General features: G+C 63.5%; 11 protein-coding genes, 1 tRNA gene and 2 pseudogenes. 5 read left to right on the forward strand and 9 right to left on the reverse strand.

Features of this window, described 5'->3' with window-relative positions:
• Nucleotides 1–23: 23 nt before the first annotated feature.
• Complete coding sequence (locus ACTMO_RS0106365) at nt 24–1,385, reverse strand: M20/M25/M40 family metallo-hydrolase (RefSeq protein ID WP_019853836.1); 1,362 nt, start codon at nt 1,383–1,385, stop codon at nt 24–26.
• Nucleotides 1,386–1,506: 121 nt separating this feature from the next.
• Between ACTMO_RS0106365 and ACTMO_RS0106370 the strand changes: the two genes are divergently transcribed.
• From ACTMO_RS0106370 to ACTMO_RS21665, 4 genes and pseudogenes are all read left to right on the forward strand, one after another.
• Nucleotides 1,507–1,593: transfer RNA gene (locus tag ACTMO_RS0106370), tRNA-Leu, on the forward strand.
• Between the two features lie 209 nt (nt 1,594–1,802).
• Nucleotides 1,803–1,973 (forward strand): hypothetical protein, encoded by a 171-nt coding sequence (locus tag ACTMO_RS22815; protein ID WP_019853837.1) that lies wholly within the window; start codon nt 1,803–1,805, stop codon nt 1,971–1,973.
• A pseudogene (locus ACTMO_RS24030) lies at nt 1,915–2,553 on the forward strand (tyrosine-type recombinase/integrase); the annotation flags it as partial. The gene ACTMO_RS22815 and the pseudogene ACTMO_RS24030, both read left to right, overlap by 59 nt.
• A gap of 123 nt (nt 2,554–2,676) precedes the next feature.
• Nucleotides 2,677–2,973 carry a putative immunity protein gene (locus ACTMO_RS21665; protein ID WP_157062806.1) on the forward strand — a complete coding sequence of 99 codons (297 nt, stop codon included), beginning with the start codon at nt 2,677–2,679 and terminating at the stop codon, nt 2,971–2,973.
• A gap of 40 nt (nt 2,974–3,013) precedes the next feature.
• Here the strand turns inward: ACTMO_RS21665 and ACTMO_RS24035 are convergent.
• From ACTMO_RS24035 to ACTMO_RS22830, 8 genes and pseudogenes are all read right to left on the reverse strand, one after another.
• Nucleotides 3,014–3,774: pseudogene (locus ACTMO_RS24035) on the reverse strand (IS5 family transposase); the annotation flags it as partial.
• 428 nt (nt 3,775–4,202) lie between these two features.
• Nucleotides 4,203–4,556, reverse strand: coding sequence for a hypothetical protein (locus ACTMO_RS22825; protein ID WP_157062807.1), 354 nt, complete (start codon nt 4,554–4,556; stop codon nt 4,203–4,205).
• Between the two features lie 509 nt (nt 4,557–5,065).
• The gene (locus tag ACTMO_RS20480; protein WP_019853840.1) at nt 5,066–5,845 is read right to left on the reverse strand and encodes an ABC transporter permease; all 780 of its coding nucleotides are present in this window, start codon (nt 5,843–5,845) and stop codon (nt 5,066–5,068) included.
• Nucleotides 5,838–6,749, reverse strand: coding sequence for an ABC transporter ATP-binding protein (locus ACTMO_RS0106400; protein WP_019853841.1), 912 nt, complete (start codon nt 6,747–6,749; stop codon nt 5,838–5,840). The genes ACTMO_RS20480 and ACTMO_RS0106400 overlap by 8 nt, the downstream gene beginning before the upstream one ends.
• A 180-nt stretch (nt 6,750–6,929) precedes the next feature.
• Nucleotides 6,930–8,615, reverse strand: coding sequence for an ABC-F family ATP-binding cassette domain-containing protein (locus ACTMO_RS0106405; RefSeq protein WP_026448938.1), 1,686 nt, complete (start codon nt 8,613–8,615; stop codon nt 6,930–6,932).
• A gap of 441 nt (nt 8,616–9,056) precedes the next feature.
• On the reverse strand, nt 9,057–9,842 hold the full coding sequence (locus ACTMO_RS20485) for an aminotransferase class IV (RefSeq protein WP_157062809.1): 786 nt from the start codon (nt 9,840–9,842) through the stop codon (nt 9,057–9,059).
• An 11-nt stretch (nt 9,843–9,853) separates the two neighbouring features.
• Nucleotides 9,854–11,971: an aminodeoxychorismate synthase component I gene (gene pabB / locus ACTMO_RS0106415; protein WP_026448939.1), complete on the reverse strand. Its 2,118-nt coding sequence runs from the start codon at nt 11,969–11,971 to the stop codon at nt 9,854–9,856.
• 153 nt (nt 11,972–12,124) lie between these two features.
• On the reverse strand, nt 12,125–12,664 hold the full coding sequence (locus tag ACTMO_RS22830) for a hypothetical protein (RefSeq protein ID WP_157062810.1): 540 nt from the start codon (nt 12,662–12,664) through the stop codon (nt 12,125–12,127).
• Between the two features lie 327 nt (nt 12,665–12,991).
• On the opposite strand from ACTMO_RS22830, the gene ACTMO_RS23875 reads away from it, so the two are divergent.
• Nucleotides 12,992–13,126, forward strand: a complete 135-nt coding sequence (locus ACTMO_RS23875) for a hypothetical protein (RefSeq protein WP_281167484.1) — start codon at nt 12,992–12,994, stop codon at nt 13,124–13,126.
• Nucleotides 13,127–13,535 lie beyond the last annotated feature (409 nt).

Raw genomic sequence — 13,535 nt, forward strand, 5'->3', positions numbered from 1 at the left:
GCCGCGGGAGGGGCCTTCCGGGGTCAGGCGGTACGCAGGAAGTGGTCCAGCACCCTGGTGCCGAAGCGCAGACCGTCCACAGGAACGCGCTCGTCCACCCCGTGGAACAGGGCGGAGAAGTCCAGGTCGGGGGGAAGCCGCAGCGGGGCGAAGCCGAAGCAGTTCATGCCCAGCCTGCTGAAGGACTTGGCGTCGGTGCCGCCGGACATCATGTACGGCAGGGTGTGGGCGGCCGGGTCCTCGGTGAGCAGGGAACGGCTCATGGACTCCACCAACTGGCCCTCGAAGCGGGTTTCCACCGGGGGAAGCCCGACCCACTCGCGTTCCACCTCGGGGCCGAGGATCTCGGCGAGCTCCCGGTCGAAGGCCTCCTCCCGGCCGGGCAGGATGCGACAGTCCACCGAGGCCTCGGCGACGGAGGGGATGACGTTGGCCTTGTAACCCGCGTTGAACATCGTCGGGTTGGCGATGTCGCGCACGGTGGCGCCGATGATGCGGGAGAGGTTACCGAGCTTGGCGAGGGCCCCGTCGAGGTCGTCTTCCGGGAACTCCCAGCCGGTCAGTTCGGTCACCCCGTCGAGGAACTCCCGCACGCTGTCGTTGAGCACGATCGGGAAGCGGTGGTTGCCGAGGCGGGCCACCGCCTCGGCCAGCTTGGTGACCGCGTTGTCCTCGTGCACCATCGAACCGTGTCCCGCGCGGGCGCGGACCCGGAGTTTGAGCCACCGGATGCCCTTCTCCGCCGTCTGGATCAGATAGGCGCGGACCCCGTCCTCGAAGGTGACCGAGTACCCTCCGACCTCGCTGACGGCCTCGGTGCAGCCCTCGAACAGTTCGGGGCGGTGGTCGGCCAGCCACTGGGCACCCTGCAGCCCCCCGGCTTCCTCGTCGGCGAGGAAGGCGAACACCAGGTCGCGTTGGGGGGTGATGCCGTCGCGTTTGAGACGGCGGGCGCTGGCCAGGGTCATGGCGACCATGTCCTTCATGTCCACCGCCCCGCGTCCCCACAGGTAGCCGTCCCGCACCGTGCCGGAGAAGGGGTGGACCGACCACTCGGTGGGCTCGGCCGGGACCACGTCCAGGTGACCGTGCACCAGCAGCCCGCCGCGCTGCCGGTCGGCCCCGGGCAGACGGGCGATCACGTTGCCCCGCCCCGGGGTGTCGCCGGACTCCACGTAGGTGGTCTCGAAACCCACCTCGCCCAGTTTCTCGGCGACGTACTCGGCCGCGGGGCGTTCCGGGCTGAGCGTGTCCGGATCGCCGGTGTTGGTGGTGTCGAAACGGATCAGTTCGGAGGCGAGGTCGACGACCTCGTCCTCGGCGCGTCGCAGGCCCGGGTCGCTGTTGGCCGAGCCGCCGTTTTCGGGATCAACATGTGCGCTCACCTGGCCTTTCTACCATCCATGGTCGGGACGAGGGGGGCGGTTAACGGGTGGGGGAACCGATCGGTTATCGTGGTGTCACAACGCAGCGAGGGGCCGAAAGGGAATTCCGGTCAGGCTGCACGTCGGAGTGGCGGAAACGGTAGACGCGCTAGCTTGAGGTGCTAGTGACCTATTAATGGTCGTGGGGGTTCAAGTCCCCCCTCCGACACACTGTCAGGGGAGATTTCCCCGATACGCGGGGGGCGAAGATTTGTTGTGGCGGCACCGTGGGTGCCGCTTTTTTCGTGTGTTGACGCGTTGGCTGTGTGTGGGCCGTGCTGTGACCGCCGGGGTGGTGGTCGGCGTGGCAGGGAGTGCTCCTGGTGCACCCGCCGGTGGTGGCCGAGCGGCACGCGGCCGTGTCGGGGCTGAGCCCCGATGAGTGATCCCGGGGAGCAGTCCGGCAGTGTTGGTCCCGGTCCGTCGGAGCTGGAGGCGGCTCGGTTGGTGTTGGCGCGGATGGGGGTGGCGCCGGAGGATCTGGTCGGGTCCGCGGCGGGTTCCTGTGTGGTGCCGAGGTTCGTCGAGTATGTGCCGGGGGTCGGCTGAGCAGCCGGTGGCGGAGGTGAACCGGGTGGCCGCCTCGACGGGTAATGATCCGGCGTTGGATGCGTTGTTGGTGCGGTTGCACACCGAGACGGCCTGCCGCCGGGGCGGGGCCCTGGCGTTGAGGGTGGCTGATCTGGATGTGGATCAGTGTCTGGTGTTGTTGCGGGAGAAGAATGATGCGGATGCGGTGGCAGCCGGTCTCGCCGACACTCATGCGGCATTTGCGCGAGCACGCCGACCAGCGGAGCGCGCATGTGGCTGGTGACGGGAGGGTGCTGCGCTACCGCGGTGGTAACCCGTTGACGCATCGCCGGTATGACCACGTGTGGCATCGGCTGGGGCAGCATGTGTCGTGGGTGGCCATCCAGCAGGTCAGCACGCACTGGCTGCGGCACACCACGCTGACGTGGGTGGAGCGCCACTTCTCGGCTACGCGGTGGCCCGGGCCTATGCCGGCCACACCGACCACGCCGGCCAGGACGGGGCCACGGCCACCTGCGTTCCCGCCGGACTCCCCGAAATCGCCACGGCGTTGACCGCCCTGACCGGAGAAGACCACCCACTGGCCGCACAGGGTTAGAACCCGGAGCTGTCCTCCGGTCCTTCCCGGACAGTTGGTGCCGCTGTCTTTCTCTCGAGGCCTGCCCGCCATCACGGATGGTAGGTAGGCCCTCCTGTCCGCCGGGGGGCGGGCTTGGAGTGTGTGTCGAGCGCTTCGGGTGATGTCGCGTTGACCGTGGGGGAGTTGCGGGTGGTGGCGCGTTACGCGGTCGACGGTGCGCGCGACGTTCTCGCGGTCTTCGAGGAGGTCTGTCCCGGGGATGGGCGGCCGCGTGCTGCTGTGGAGGCCGCGCGGGCTTTCGCCGGTGGTGCTGTGCGGTCGACCTGGCAGCGCGTTGCCGCGCTGGAGGCGCACCGCGCGGCGGGAGCCGCCGCTGAGGAGACGTCTGCAATGCCGGTCGTGCGGCGGGAGATGCGGTCTCGGCGGCCTGGGGCGTGACTGATGGATCAGGTGCGGAGCCCGATGAGGATGCTGGGACTAGGGCCAGGCTGACGTGGAAGTATCGGGCTTTCTTGTGGAAGCGGGTGGCGATACCGCGCCATTGCTTCAGGCGGTTGATGCTGCGTTCGACGACGTTGCGCTGCCGATAGGCAGTGGGATCGAAGGCGGGTGGGCGTCCGCTGCGGGAGCCTCGCCTGTGGCGGTGTCTGGCCTGGCCGGCCGGTTCCGGGATTGTGACGGCGATGCCGCGACGCCGCAGGTGAGCCCGGATCGCTCGTGATGATTAGGCCTTGTCGGCGATGACCCGCACCGGTCTCCTGCGGGGATGCCCACCCCTGGCGCAGGGAACTCGGACGGCCGCCAACGACGACAGACACTGCGGGGCATCACCACCTTACCCCGGCGTGATCAACATGCTCAGCGGACGGCCACGCTCGAGCACGGTCAGAGGAATCGTGGTGCGTGCTCAGGCCTCCTCGAAACCGACCGAGTCCTGCGGGCCCCTTGTGTCCCGGCTGCGTGCTTGATGAGCCCGCATCACGGGGGAATCCACACTCAGCGTCCAGTCCACCTCACTGGCGGCATCGGCAGCCCCGCTGCAGCTCGGTCAGAACGCGCTCCCACGTGCCCTCCTCGGCCCACCGGTAGAAACGAGACTGCGCTCCTCTGCCACGAGCCGAACCGCTCCGGCACGTCCCGCCACGGGCAGCTGGTGCGGTCTTTGAAGATCATGCCCTCAACCACCTGCCGATGCTCCCGCCACCGGCCACCCCACTGCGGCGTGACCTGCGGCAACATCGGCTCCGACCGCGCCCACTCCCGATCGGACAACTCACCATACGACACACCTGACCAACGACTCAGCACACTAGTGGCCTTCCCTCCGATAAACTGTTTGCGATCCCAGCGATCCGCATGGGACCGGTCTCGTTTCAGAGCTCACCGGCTTCCGGTTAGCGAGGCATCGGCCATACGGACCGGCTTGGACCACGACAGCAAGCTCCCACCCGAGAGTGGGAGGCACGATGGTGGTTCGGGCCGCGACAGCGCCGGTCTCCAACAAGGACTTACGGCCCTGGATCGTCGCAGACGTCTGCCACTTGCCCGGGCCACACCACCTCCGTATCCTGCCCCGCACGCTCTGAGTGAAGGCATCACAGGCCCGGTATCGCCGAGTCGTCGACGGGATACGAGCTGGCGAACGACCACCCGAGTACGGCAGCGGTCTATGGGGAGACCTCACCGGGTCCGAGGCACCCTAGGAATCCATGATCGGCCGGTCGTTCAGTTGTCATGAGGCACCCTACGGTGCCGACGGTCGTCGAGGCCAGCATCGAGCACAAGTCCAGCGCGATCGTGGCGAGGCGTGGCGAGTACCGCTCTGCTTCCACGAACGCCACCCAGCACAGCAGGCTCGTGACGAGCGCGAGCGAGATCCACGGTGGCAGTCTCCGCCGCAGCACGGCGAAGAAGAGGGGCCAGGCCAGCAACACGGTGCTGAGCAGCTCGGCGCTCCACCAGGTCCTCGAGTAGTGGTCCATGAAACGCGACGTGCGGGCAGGACGTGCGTCCGTGGTCATGCGCTGCTCCTGGGATCGACGTCGTCCTCGGCACTTCGACGTCACGGCGACTGCCCGGCCCACCACCTCGGCGTCCGGTGTCGTTGTCCGAGCGCCTGTGGAGGCCGCCGTAACCGGAGCGCGGTCAGCACCCCGACGCTGCACGCAGCGGTCCCGGTCGGAGAAAGCGGTCAGGACGCGAACGAAGAACCTAGTGGTTCCGGGAAGCTGACGGCGTGGCCGAAAGCCCCACCTTGAATCTTTCAGAACTCGACGTGCTCCGCACACTACTCAACTGTCCAGACCACAGCCCATCCGATTCCACATTGGCCAGCGTCAACAACACACCGGACCGATGGCCAACATACCGGCACTCGTACTGGCCGTCTTCCTCGATGTGCCGTGGGGCGGTGCTGGAACCGCTGTTTCCGGTCGGGCAGACGTTCTGTCCTGGAGCACAGTGGAGGAGCTCGTCTTGGCCCCGTCGACGAGATCGCCCCGCTGGCCCGTTGGGCTCACGTAAACCGCCCCTACCGGTACCTTTCATTCTGATCGCGACGGAAGCTCCACACCACTCCTGCCGTGAAGATCAGTAGCCAGGCGACCAGGTTCACGACGCTCCACCACGGAACCTGGCTGCCGACGAACGCTGCGGCGACCAGTTCTCTGGGGCCGCGTGTCGGCATCAGCATCGAGATGGAGTCGAACACGGGTCCCAGCGTCGCGGGCATCACGAACAGTCCACCCAGGAATGCAAGCAGGAAGCTGGCCAGGGATATCACCCCGAGAGCGGTCCGCAAACTGAGCGTGTATCCGAACAATGCGCCCAGCAGGCAGAACGGGATCGTCGTACACAGCAGCGCCAACATTCCCCGGGCGATGGCGCCCGCAGACAGTTGGGCGTCGGTGAACAGTCCTCCGAGAACCAGAATCGGGATCGTACCGGCGATCGCGACGACCGTCGTGGCGAAGATCTGTCCGACCGTTCGCGGAAGCGGGCCGGCCGGAAGTGTCCGCAAGAAGACGAACCACGCCTCGTGACGCATTTCCGCGACGGTGAAACCGATCTGGAAGACGCATGTCGTGAAGAACGCGAATACGCATAGCTGGGCGACCGCGACGGTCGCGTGCCGGGGATCCGGAGCTCCGGTCATCTGCGGGAGAACGAAGGCTGCGAACAGAAGTGAGGGGAAGACCAGCGAGGAGATCATGGCGCCGGGGGACCTGACCAGCTGAGTCATCTCGAACTTGGTGTAGGTTTTGACGAGACGCAGGTCCCGTGTGGCCTCTTCATGAGAAACACTATGCATCCTGTACCTCCGCTTCGTGTTCGGATCCCTTCGTGATGGCTATAAAAGCGTCTTCCAGCGAGGCTCGGTCGACGCGCAGCTCGGAGAACGGGATCTCACTGCGGACGATTTCCCGGATGAGTTCGTCCGAATCGTTCGTGCGTAGTGAGACTTCGTTGTCCTTGCCGACCTTGGGGGCACCGATGAGGGAGGGAAGCGAACGCAACGATATTATGTCCTTTGTGGTCAGAGTGACCGACTTGGTGGCAAACGTTCCTATGAGATTGAGAGTGGCATCGTCCGCAATCACGCGACCCTTGTCGATGACGACCACTCGTTCCGCGAGCGCCTCGATCTCTTCGAGGTAGTGGCTCGTGATGATGATGGTGGTACCCGTAGCGTGACGTGTCAGGATCGAGTCCCACATGAGCCGCCGTGATTCCAGATCGAGTCCTGTAGTCGGTTCGTCGAGCAGAACGAGCTCGGAGTTGCCTACGAAGGCCAGGGCGACCGCCAGGCGGCGTCGCTGTCCTCCTGAGAGGGCACTGCACCTCCTGGACAGGAATCCGGATAGATCGAACGCCTCGATCAATTCGTCCCGGTCGACGGAATCCCTGAAATGAGCCGAGACCAGGTCGATCGTCTCGGACACGGACAGCGCCTCGGGAAGGGAGCTCTCCTGCGGTGTTACGCCCAACCGCTCGCGGACGGATCGGTACCGGGGGTTTCCACCCAGGACGTTCAACGTGCCCGATGTGGGGCGGCGCACGCCCATGAGGAGGCTCAGCAATGTCGATTTTCCGGCACCGTTCGGTCCCAGGAGACCGACGATGGAACCGCGTTCGACGGTGATCGACAAGTCATCGAGGGCCGTGATGTCGCCGTACCTCTTACCGAGGTGCGAACCACTGATCAGTGGAGTCACTCAGCTCTCGCTTTCTTCAGCTCTAGAAGTGTCCGGACATGCTCGAACGTCGCCGTCCCAGCGATGCCACCGACCGATCCTCGACGCTGGCGCGAAGATGGTCCAGCGATTTTTGCCGCGACTGGGAGGACGACGTGCAGATCCTTTCCGATCGGTGGGTACGTGCTCCGAAGTACCAGTTCATCCCGGAGCTTGATGAGAACCGGTGGCCGCTTCGTCCCAGATCGGCTCGGGTGCCTCGCGGACCCGGCCGTCGGAGTGGAACACCAGGAATCGATCGAACGAGCGCGCGAACCAGCGGTCGTGGGTCACGGCGATGACGGTGCCCTCGAACTGCTCCAGACCGGTCTGGAGCGCTTCGGCAGAGAGAAGGTCGAGGTTGTCCGTGGGTTCGTCGAGCAACAGCAGATTGACGCCCTCGAACTCCAGCAGCAGGATCTGGAAACGTGCCTGTTGCCCGCCGGAAAGTGTGTCGAACGGACGTTGGGCAGCGTGCACGATGTCGTAACGTGCGAGTGCACGGCTGGCGTCCTCGCGTGGCATCCCGGAACGACGCTGACCGCCACTGGTGAGCAGTTCCAGCAGCGAGCGCCCGTGGAACTCAGGGTGCTCGTGAGTCTGCGCGAATATTCCCGGCACCACCCGAGCACCCAAACGCGCGCTGCCTGTGTGTGAGACCGGAGTGAGGGCCTCCTGCTCGAAGAATTCCTGCTGGCCCTCGCTGCCGCCGCGGGCCAGCAGTCGCAGGAAGTGCGACTTGCCGGTACCGTTGCCACCGAGGACAGCGATCCGCTCGCCGTAGCGAAATTCCGCGTCGAACGGTTGGGTCAATTCGTCGAATGCGAGATCTTCGCAGATCACCGCACGCTTACCGGTGCGGCTGCCACGTATTCGCATCTGGACCCGTTGGGTGCGTGGCACCTCCTCGGGAGGGCCTGCCTCCTCGAAGTGCCGCAGGCGGGTGCGCGCAGCCTGGTAGCGGGCGGACATGTCGTCGTTGTACGAAGCTTTCTGCTTGAGCTCGTTGACCAACCGCACTAGCTTGGCGCGGTCTTCGTCCCATCGCCGTCGTAGCTCACTGAGTCTGGAAAGACGGTTCTCGCGCGCTTCGTCATAGGTGGCGAACCCGCCGCCGTGCACCCATACACGGTTTCCCGCTGCGCCTAGCTCGACGGTGATGATGCGACTTGCGGTGCGGTGCAATAGTTCACGGTCGTGCGTTATGAACAGGACGGTCTTCGAAGTCGTTTGGATCTGCTCTTCCAACCACTCCTTTCCCGGAACGTCCAGATAGTTGTCTGGCTCGTCGAGCAGCAGAACTTCGTCCGGCCCGCGCAGGAGGTACTCCAGAGCCAACCGTTTTTGTTGTCCCCCCGAAAGATGTCGCAGCTTGCGGAACCGAAGTCGGTGGTAGGGCAAGCCGATCGCGGACGTGCAGCACTGGTCCCATTGCGCCTCGGCCTCGTACCCGCCGGCGTCGATGTATTCGACGGTCGCTTCGGCGTAAGTCATCTGGGTAGCGTCGTCGTCGTACTCGATCAATTGGTTCTCGACCTGATCCAGGTGCTTCGCAGCCGAACGCAGTCGTGGTCCAGACAATGATACCAGCAGATCTTGCACAGTCGAGTCATCACGCGCATGACCGATAAATTGGGGCATCACACCGAGTCCGCCAGAGTGGGTCACGGTGCCTTCGCTCGGCTCCATGTCGCCGGCGAGCAGCCGGAGCAACGTTGTCTTCCCAGCACCGTTCGCCCCGATCAAGGCGGCTTTGACTCCCTCACCCACGCGCAGTGATACGTCGTTGAGCAGCACTCTTCCGTCCGGTAGCACGTAGTGCACTTTGTGTAGCTGGATGTGTCCCACAGCAGTTTACTCCCCAGAAGAAGGCGGAAGGCCGAGCTCAGTGAGTTTCTCTCGGTGCCGACAAGGACGATGATATGAGCCCGGAGAGGGGCGCGTAGCGCCGTCAGCCGACGGATCTGTTGATCGACCCGTGGGCGTGCAGGCCCAGCTGTCGGCTGGTATGTCGAGCCGTTCTCCCCCGGGAAAGGATTCGGAAGGCAGTGTCCTCCGGTCGCGATGTACTTGCGTCTGCACCGCACATGATGAGACAGAACGCGACGTCGACGATACGGATCCTTGACGAAACCGAGAGGCCGGTGATCATTGATGATGATGTTATCATATTTGTGGTATTTGTGCCCCCGACGGGGCAGCGGAACGTATCCCTCGAGGAGGTCAGCAGATGCCCCCTTACTTTTCCGGCTCGCCCCTGCGGGGCGAGGGGCGTGCGAATCGTCGTATTCATCGAGCGTCACTCGGTGAACTCGGCTTGCGCACGGGGTGCGCGGCTTTGTCGAGCTGGTAGTTCCATTCGTCCGCGGAGGCTGACGGCCCGACTATCGTCTTCCCGTTCCAGAACCGCCACTTGGTGACCGGGGACACGCCGTGCAGCGTGTTTGCCGTCCACACCGCAAGGGTACCGACTTCGTCCAGAGACAACCGGTCTCGCCGGATTCGTACTCCGTGCTCGACGGCGACGTTCAGCACGGCCGACACTGTGACGGACTCCAGTGCGGGAAGGACCGGGGTCGGCACGCACAACGCGTCGTCCCGCCACCACAACACGGCGGAGTGGGCACTTTCCACCACGTAACCCTCTGACGTGCAGAGCACGGCGTCGTCGGCACCCGCCTGCTGTGCTTCCTCCCTCAACCCGGTGAGCGCCGGCAGGTCAGGCCCCTTGACGGTCGGCACACTGCGAGGATCCGGAACGCTGGGAACCCAGAGCTCGGTGGTCTCACGCCGCTTCGGTGCCAACCGAAACTGGACGGCCAAGCCGGTGTCCCATGCCTCGATGCGGGGGAACCATGACCCGGAGGCTGGCGACCGCTCCCGTACCGCAGCCAGGAAGCAGGTCAACTCGTCGGCCGCGAGCTGTGGAAATCTGTACGAGCAGGCACGTCGGAATCGTCGTTCGTGGTCCTCGAGACCAACCACACCACCGTCGGACAACAACCAGGAGTCGACCACGACAGGTTCTGCTTCCGGCCTGCTGCCGTCGACGAGTTCCTGCCCAGTCCACAACATGCTCCGCGCGTTCAAAGGGGTCCCTCAACGGCCGCTGCCTCCTCGGAGTCTCGTTCCATGCGCTCCTCTCCGACCAGGCGCAGCAATGGAGTCGCCTTGACGCCGGTCTCCTCGTACTCGGCAACGGGATCGGACAGCGCGACGATCGCACCTCCCACACCGAACTCCACACCGGATGGCTGTGCGACGACGGTCCTGATTACGATACTGAGGTCGGTGGCTCCGTTCAGCGAGAAGTAGCCGAGCGCTCCGGAGTACACACCACGCGGTCCGTCTTCCAAGCGGTCGATGATCTGCATGGTGCGGATCTTCGGAGCTCCGGTCATCGACCCACCGGGGAATGCCGCCCGTGCGCAGTCCACAGCAGACTTGTTCGGCCTCAGCTGGGCCTGCACGGTGCTGACGAGTTGATGCACCGTCGCGTAGCTCTCTACGTTGAACAACTTCGGCACCCGTACCGTGCACACTTCGGCACAGGTACTGAGATCGTTGCGCACCAAGTCGACGATCATCAGGTTCTCGGCGTGATCCTTGATGTTCTCCATCAGGTCACGACGTAACCGCTCATCCTCCTCGACCTCATCGGATCGCGGCCTGGTGCCCTTGATCGGTTTTGACTCGATCTGCCCGGATGCTGTGACCCGCAGAAACCGCTCCGGAGAACAACTCAGCACGGACAGAGACCCAAGACGAAGCAGTGCGGCGAACGGCGCCGGATTCGCGTTGCGCAGCTTACGGTATCCCTGCCAGACATCGAGTTCACCGGACGCGCTGATCATATTGGTCAGACATACCTCGTAGGTCTCGCCTGAGTGGATCTCGTTCTGGCATTCCTCGATCCGCTCCAGATAGGCTTGCCTGTCGTGGCGCAGTTCCGGCGGGCCGAGCGCGGTGATCGCGCCGCTGTATTCTGGGGAGGGGGACTCCGCAGTGAGCTGGTAAAGCCGTGCTGCTGTGTGTTGGAGCCAGCGGAGCATCTCGTCGTCGTGTTTGGTGCCCGACAGCGCGAGTAGGTGGATCTGCCTCTCCTGGTGGTCGAACGCGATCGCTCGGTCGGCGAAGATGAACGCCGCGTCCGGATACGAGGAGTCGTACACGCGCTCACCACCGCACTCGGCCTTGAGCTCGTACCCGAGGTATCCGACCCATCCGAGTGCGAAGTCGAAGGGAAGGTTTCGAGTGACGACTCGATGTGCGCGGATGTCCGCGTCGAGCCAGTCGAAGAAGGAGTCGTGTACGGTCTCCACACCGTGGTCGTCCACGACCGTGATGGTTCCGGTAGAAACATCCGCCTCGACCGTCCGGGCAAGCGGACCGCTTGCGTCTCCCATGAAGGAGAACCGCCCGCGTTCGGCATCGTACTGGCTACTGTCCAGCCAGAATGCGTGCTCTGAGTCGCGGTATAGCTTGTCGTAGACTTGTTCCGGAGCCAGGTCCAGGTCGAACACCCGATGGTGCAGCCCCAGCTGTGGTTTCGGCTGAGTCGCGAGGTCATTGGTTTCGCTCGCCCGATCCGGGCCAGCATCAGACGGGTGCGGTCGGTGTTTCTGATTCCACCGTTCGGCCAGCCGCACGAAATTCGCGAGGAGCTTGTGACCGTGTTCGGAACGGATCGATTCCGGATGGAACTGCACACCCCACTGGGGCAGGCTGCGGTGCCGCACGGCCATCACGACGCCGTCCGGAGTCCAACCTATCGGCTCGATGCCCGTGGGAAGCCGGTCGGTGACGAGGGAATGGTAGCGCACCACATCGAACGGTGACGGGATGTCATCGAACAGTTCCCTTCCGTCATGGACCACCTCGGACACGCGCCCGTGGTACGCCTCCGGTGCGAAAATGACGTCGCCACCGTGAAAGTAGCAGATACCCTGGTGTCCGAGGCAGACACCTAGCACCGGCAGCTGCGCCGCACGGATGATCTCCGTACACCAGCCGAAGTCGACCGGGCGGTCCGGCCGACCCGGTCCGGGCGAGAGGATCACGCAGTCGAACCGGGACAACTCCGCCAGCGACCACTCGGGAGTGTCATTGAGGATCACCGTTGGTTCGCAACCGGTCACCTCGGCGACGTAATGTACAAGATTATAGGTAAAGGAGTCGTAGTTGTCAACTATGAGAGTACGCACAGAACACCTCGGATGACAGATTGCTTAACACGGCCCGGAAAAAGTGGAAACGCGATGTGCGTCCGCACCACTCGCGTCCCTGTTCGACGGTGATGTCGGGAAGACAGCCGGCCGGGGGAAGCTCGTTGAACGGCCGGTTATTTTTCTGTTCGTTCACCGGCGGGCGTGAGCGTGGCGATGTCTCAGTCGGCGGATATGCTCCGAGTGTTTCCCGGGTGATTGCGCGCTGCCCGGTTCTTGCGTGAAGCGCGACATTACTGTTGCGCTGAATGGTCCCGCTGGAGCGGGTTCAAGTGCAACACCGCGAACGGTGCCGGCCCGTGCCACTGCATTACCCCCAGTGTGCGGTAGCGTCGAATTAACCAATAGCTGTCCCCAGTTCGGAAAGACAAATTTGAGGCGAGTGTAGCACACGACGAGCACTTTCCGTTGTTCCTGACTGCAGAATGCTCCTACTCGTAAGTTGGGAGCATAGATGCTTTCAGGTGACTCGTTGGTGAATTTCTTCACGTCGCGCTCAGCCGCTTTGATGCTCGAGAAGAAGTTTGTCTGGTGTTTTACCTCCGGATCCGGACCTTGTTCTTCGGGGAGCATATCGGAGTCCGGCTTGGACAGCAACACCATCTTTGTTGTGCGTCGAGTGACATAAATCATGTAGTCTGCATTTTCGTTTTTAGGGTCATGAAAAACCAAGTGACCATCGTGTTGGAAGAGCGCCCCTGCTTGCTCAGTCTGGTGTCATGTTTTCGCCGCTCAAAGCGGGTTCTCGTGTCCGGCTGGGGTGCGGGTTTAGCAAGATCCTGATTTGCCGGACACGTCGTGACGACTGCATGTTCTCTCCTTTTGGGGCAGCGGTGCCTGCCCCAAAAATATTAATCTCTCCTCCAAACGTGTGAACCCTTCCTCTGAACGTACGATCTGATCCTCCCGTCCGCCCGCTGTATAATTCTCCGCTGCGGACTTTCCCCGTCAGTGTTCTGAAATGAACCCGCAGGTCGGGGAAGCGGGGGGTGTATGCCATTGACCTACGACGAGAACCGTGCAATGATCGACAACATCGAGGATGAGCATGGAACCTCGACACCGGGGGTGAGCAATCTTATTGAACCGATGGGCGATGTGTCGCGGATGCCGACTCTCTGGAGGGGTGCATGATGCTGAACTCCGTCGTGGAGCCGCATAATTCTTTGGGATTACTGCTGCCGGAGGAAGTCTTTATGGCCAGAGTGGCTTGAAGGAACTGCAACTGGCCATGCGGTACACACGATCAGAACTGAATCGTGTTCTTTCGTTGATGATTCACTGGCCGCAGCAGGAGGTATTCATGCTGTGGGCTGCATTTCTGGAGGGAATTACGCTGTTCATTAAACGAGAGTTGTCCGGTGCAGCGCGGTCGCTGCACGAATCTAACGGGAAACGGTGTAAACACTCGCAGTCCACTGGCGAACGTGCTGTCAAAGTCATCGTGTTCGAGCGCGAGCGAGTGGTAGAGCCCCCCGGTTCCGATATCGACGTAGACATCGATGGTGCCGTTGTCACCGTGATTCCGTGTCGCGAGCAGTGG

Source organism: Actinopolyspora mortivallis DSM 44261 (assembly GCF_000384035.1).
GTDB classification, from domain to species: domain Bacteria; phylum Actinomycetota; class Actinomycetes; order Mycobacteriales; family Pseudonocardiaceae; genus Actinopolyspora; species Actinopolyspora mortivallis.

Coding starts and splice junctions, on each gene's coding strand:
- ACTMO_RS22815 (WP_019853837.1), top strand. CDS start 1,803: ATGAGTGATCCCGGGGAGCAGTCCGGCAGTGTTGGTCCCGGTCCGTCG.
- ACTMO_RS22825 (WP_157062807.1), bottom strand. CDS start 4,556: ATGACCACGGACGCACGTCCTGCCCGCACGTCGCGTTTCATGGACCAC.
- ACTMO_RS20480 (WP_019853840.1), bottom strand. CDS start 5,845: ATGCATAGTGTTTCTCATGAAGAGGCCACACGGGACCTGCGTCTCGTC.
- ACTMO_RS20485 (WP_157062809.1), bottom strand. CDS start 9,842: ATGTTGTGGACTGGGCAGGAACTCGTCGACGGCAGCAGGCCGGAAGCA.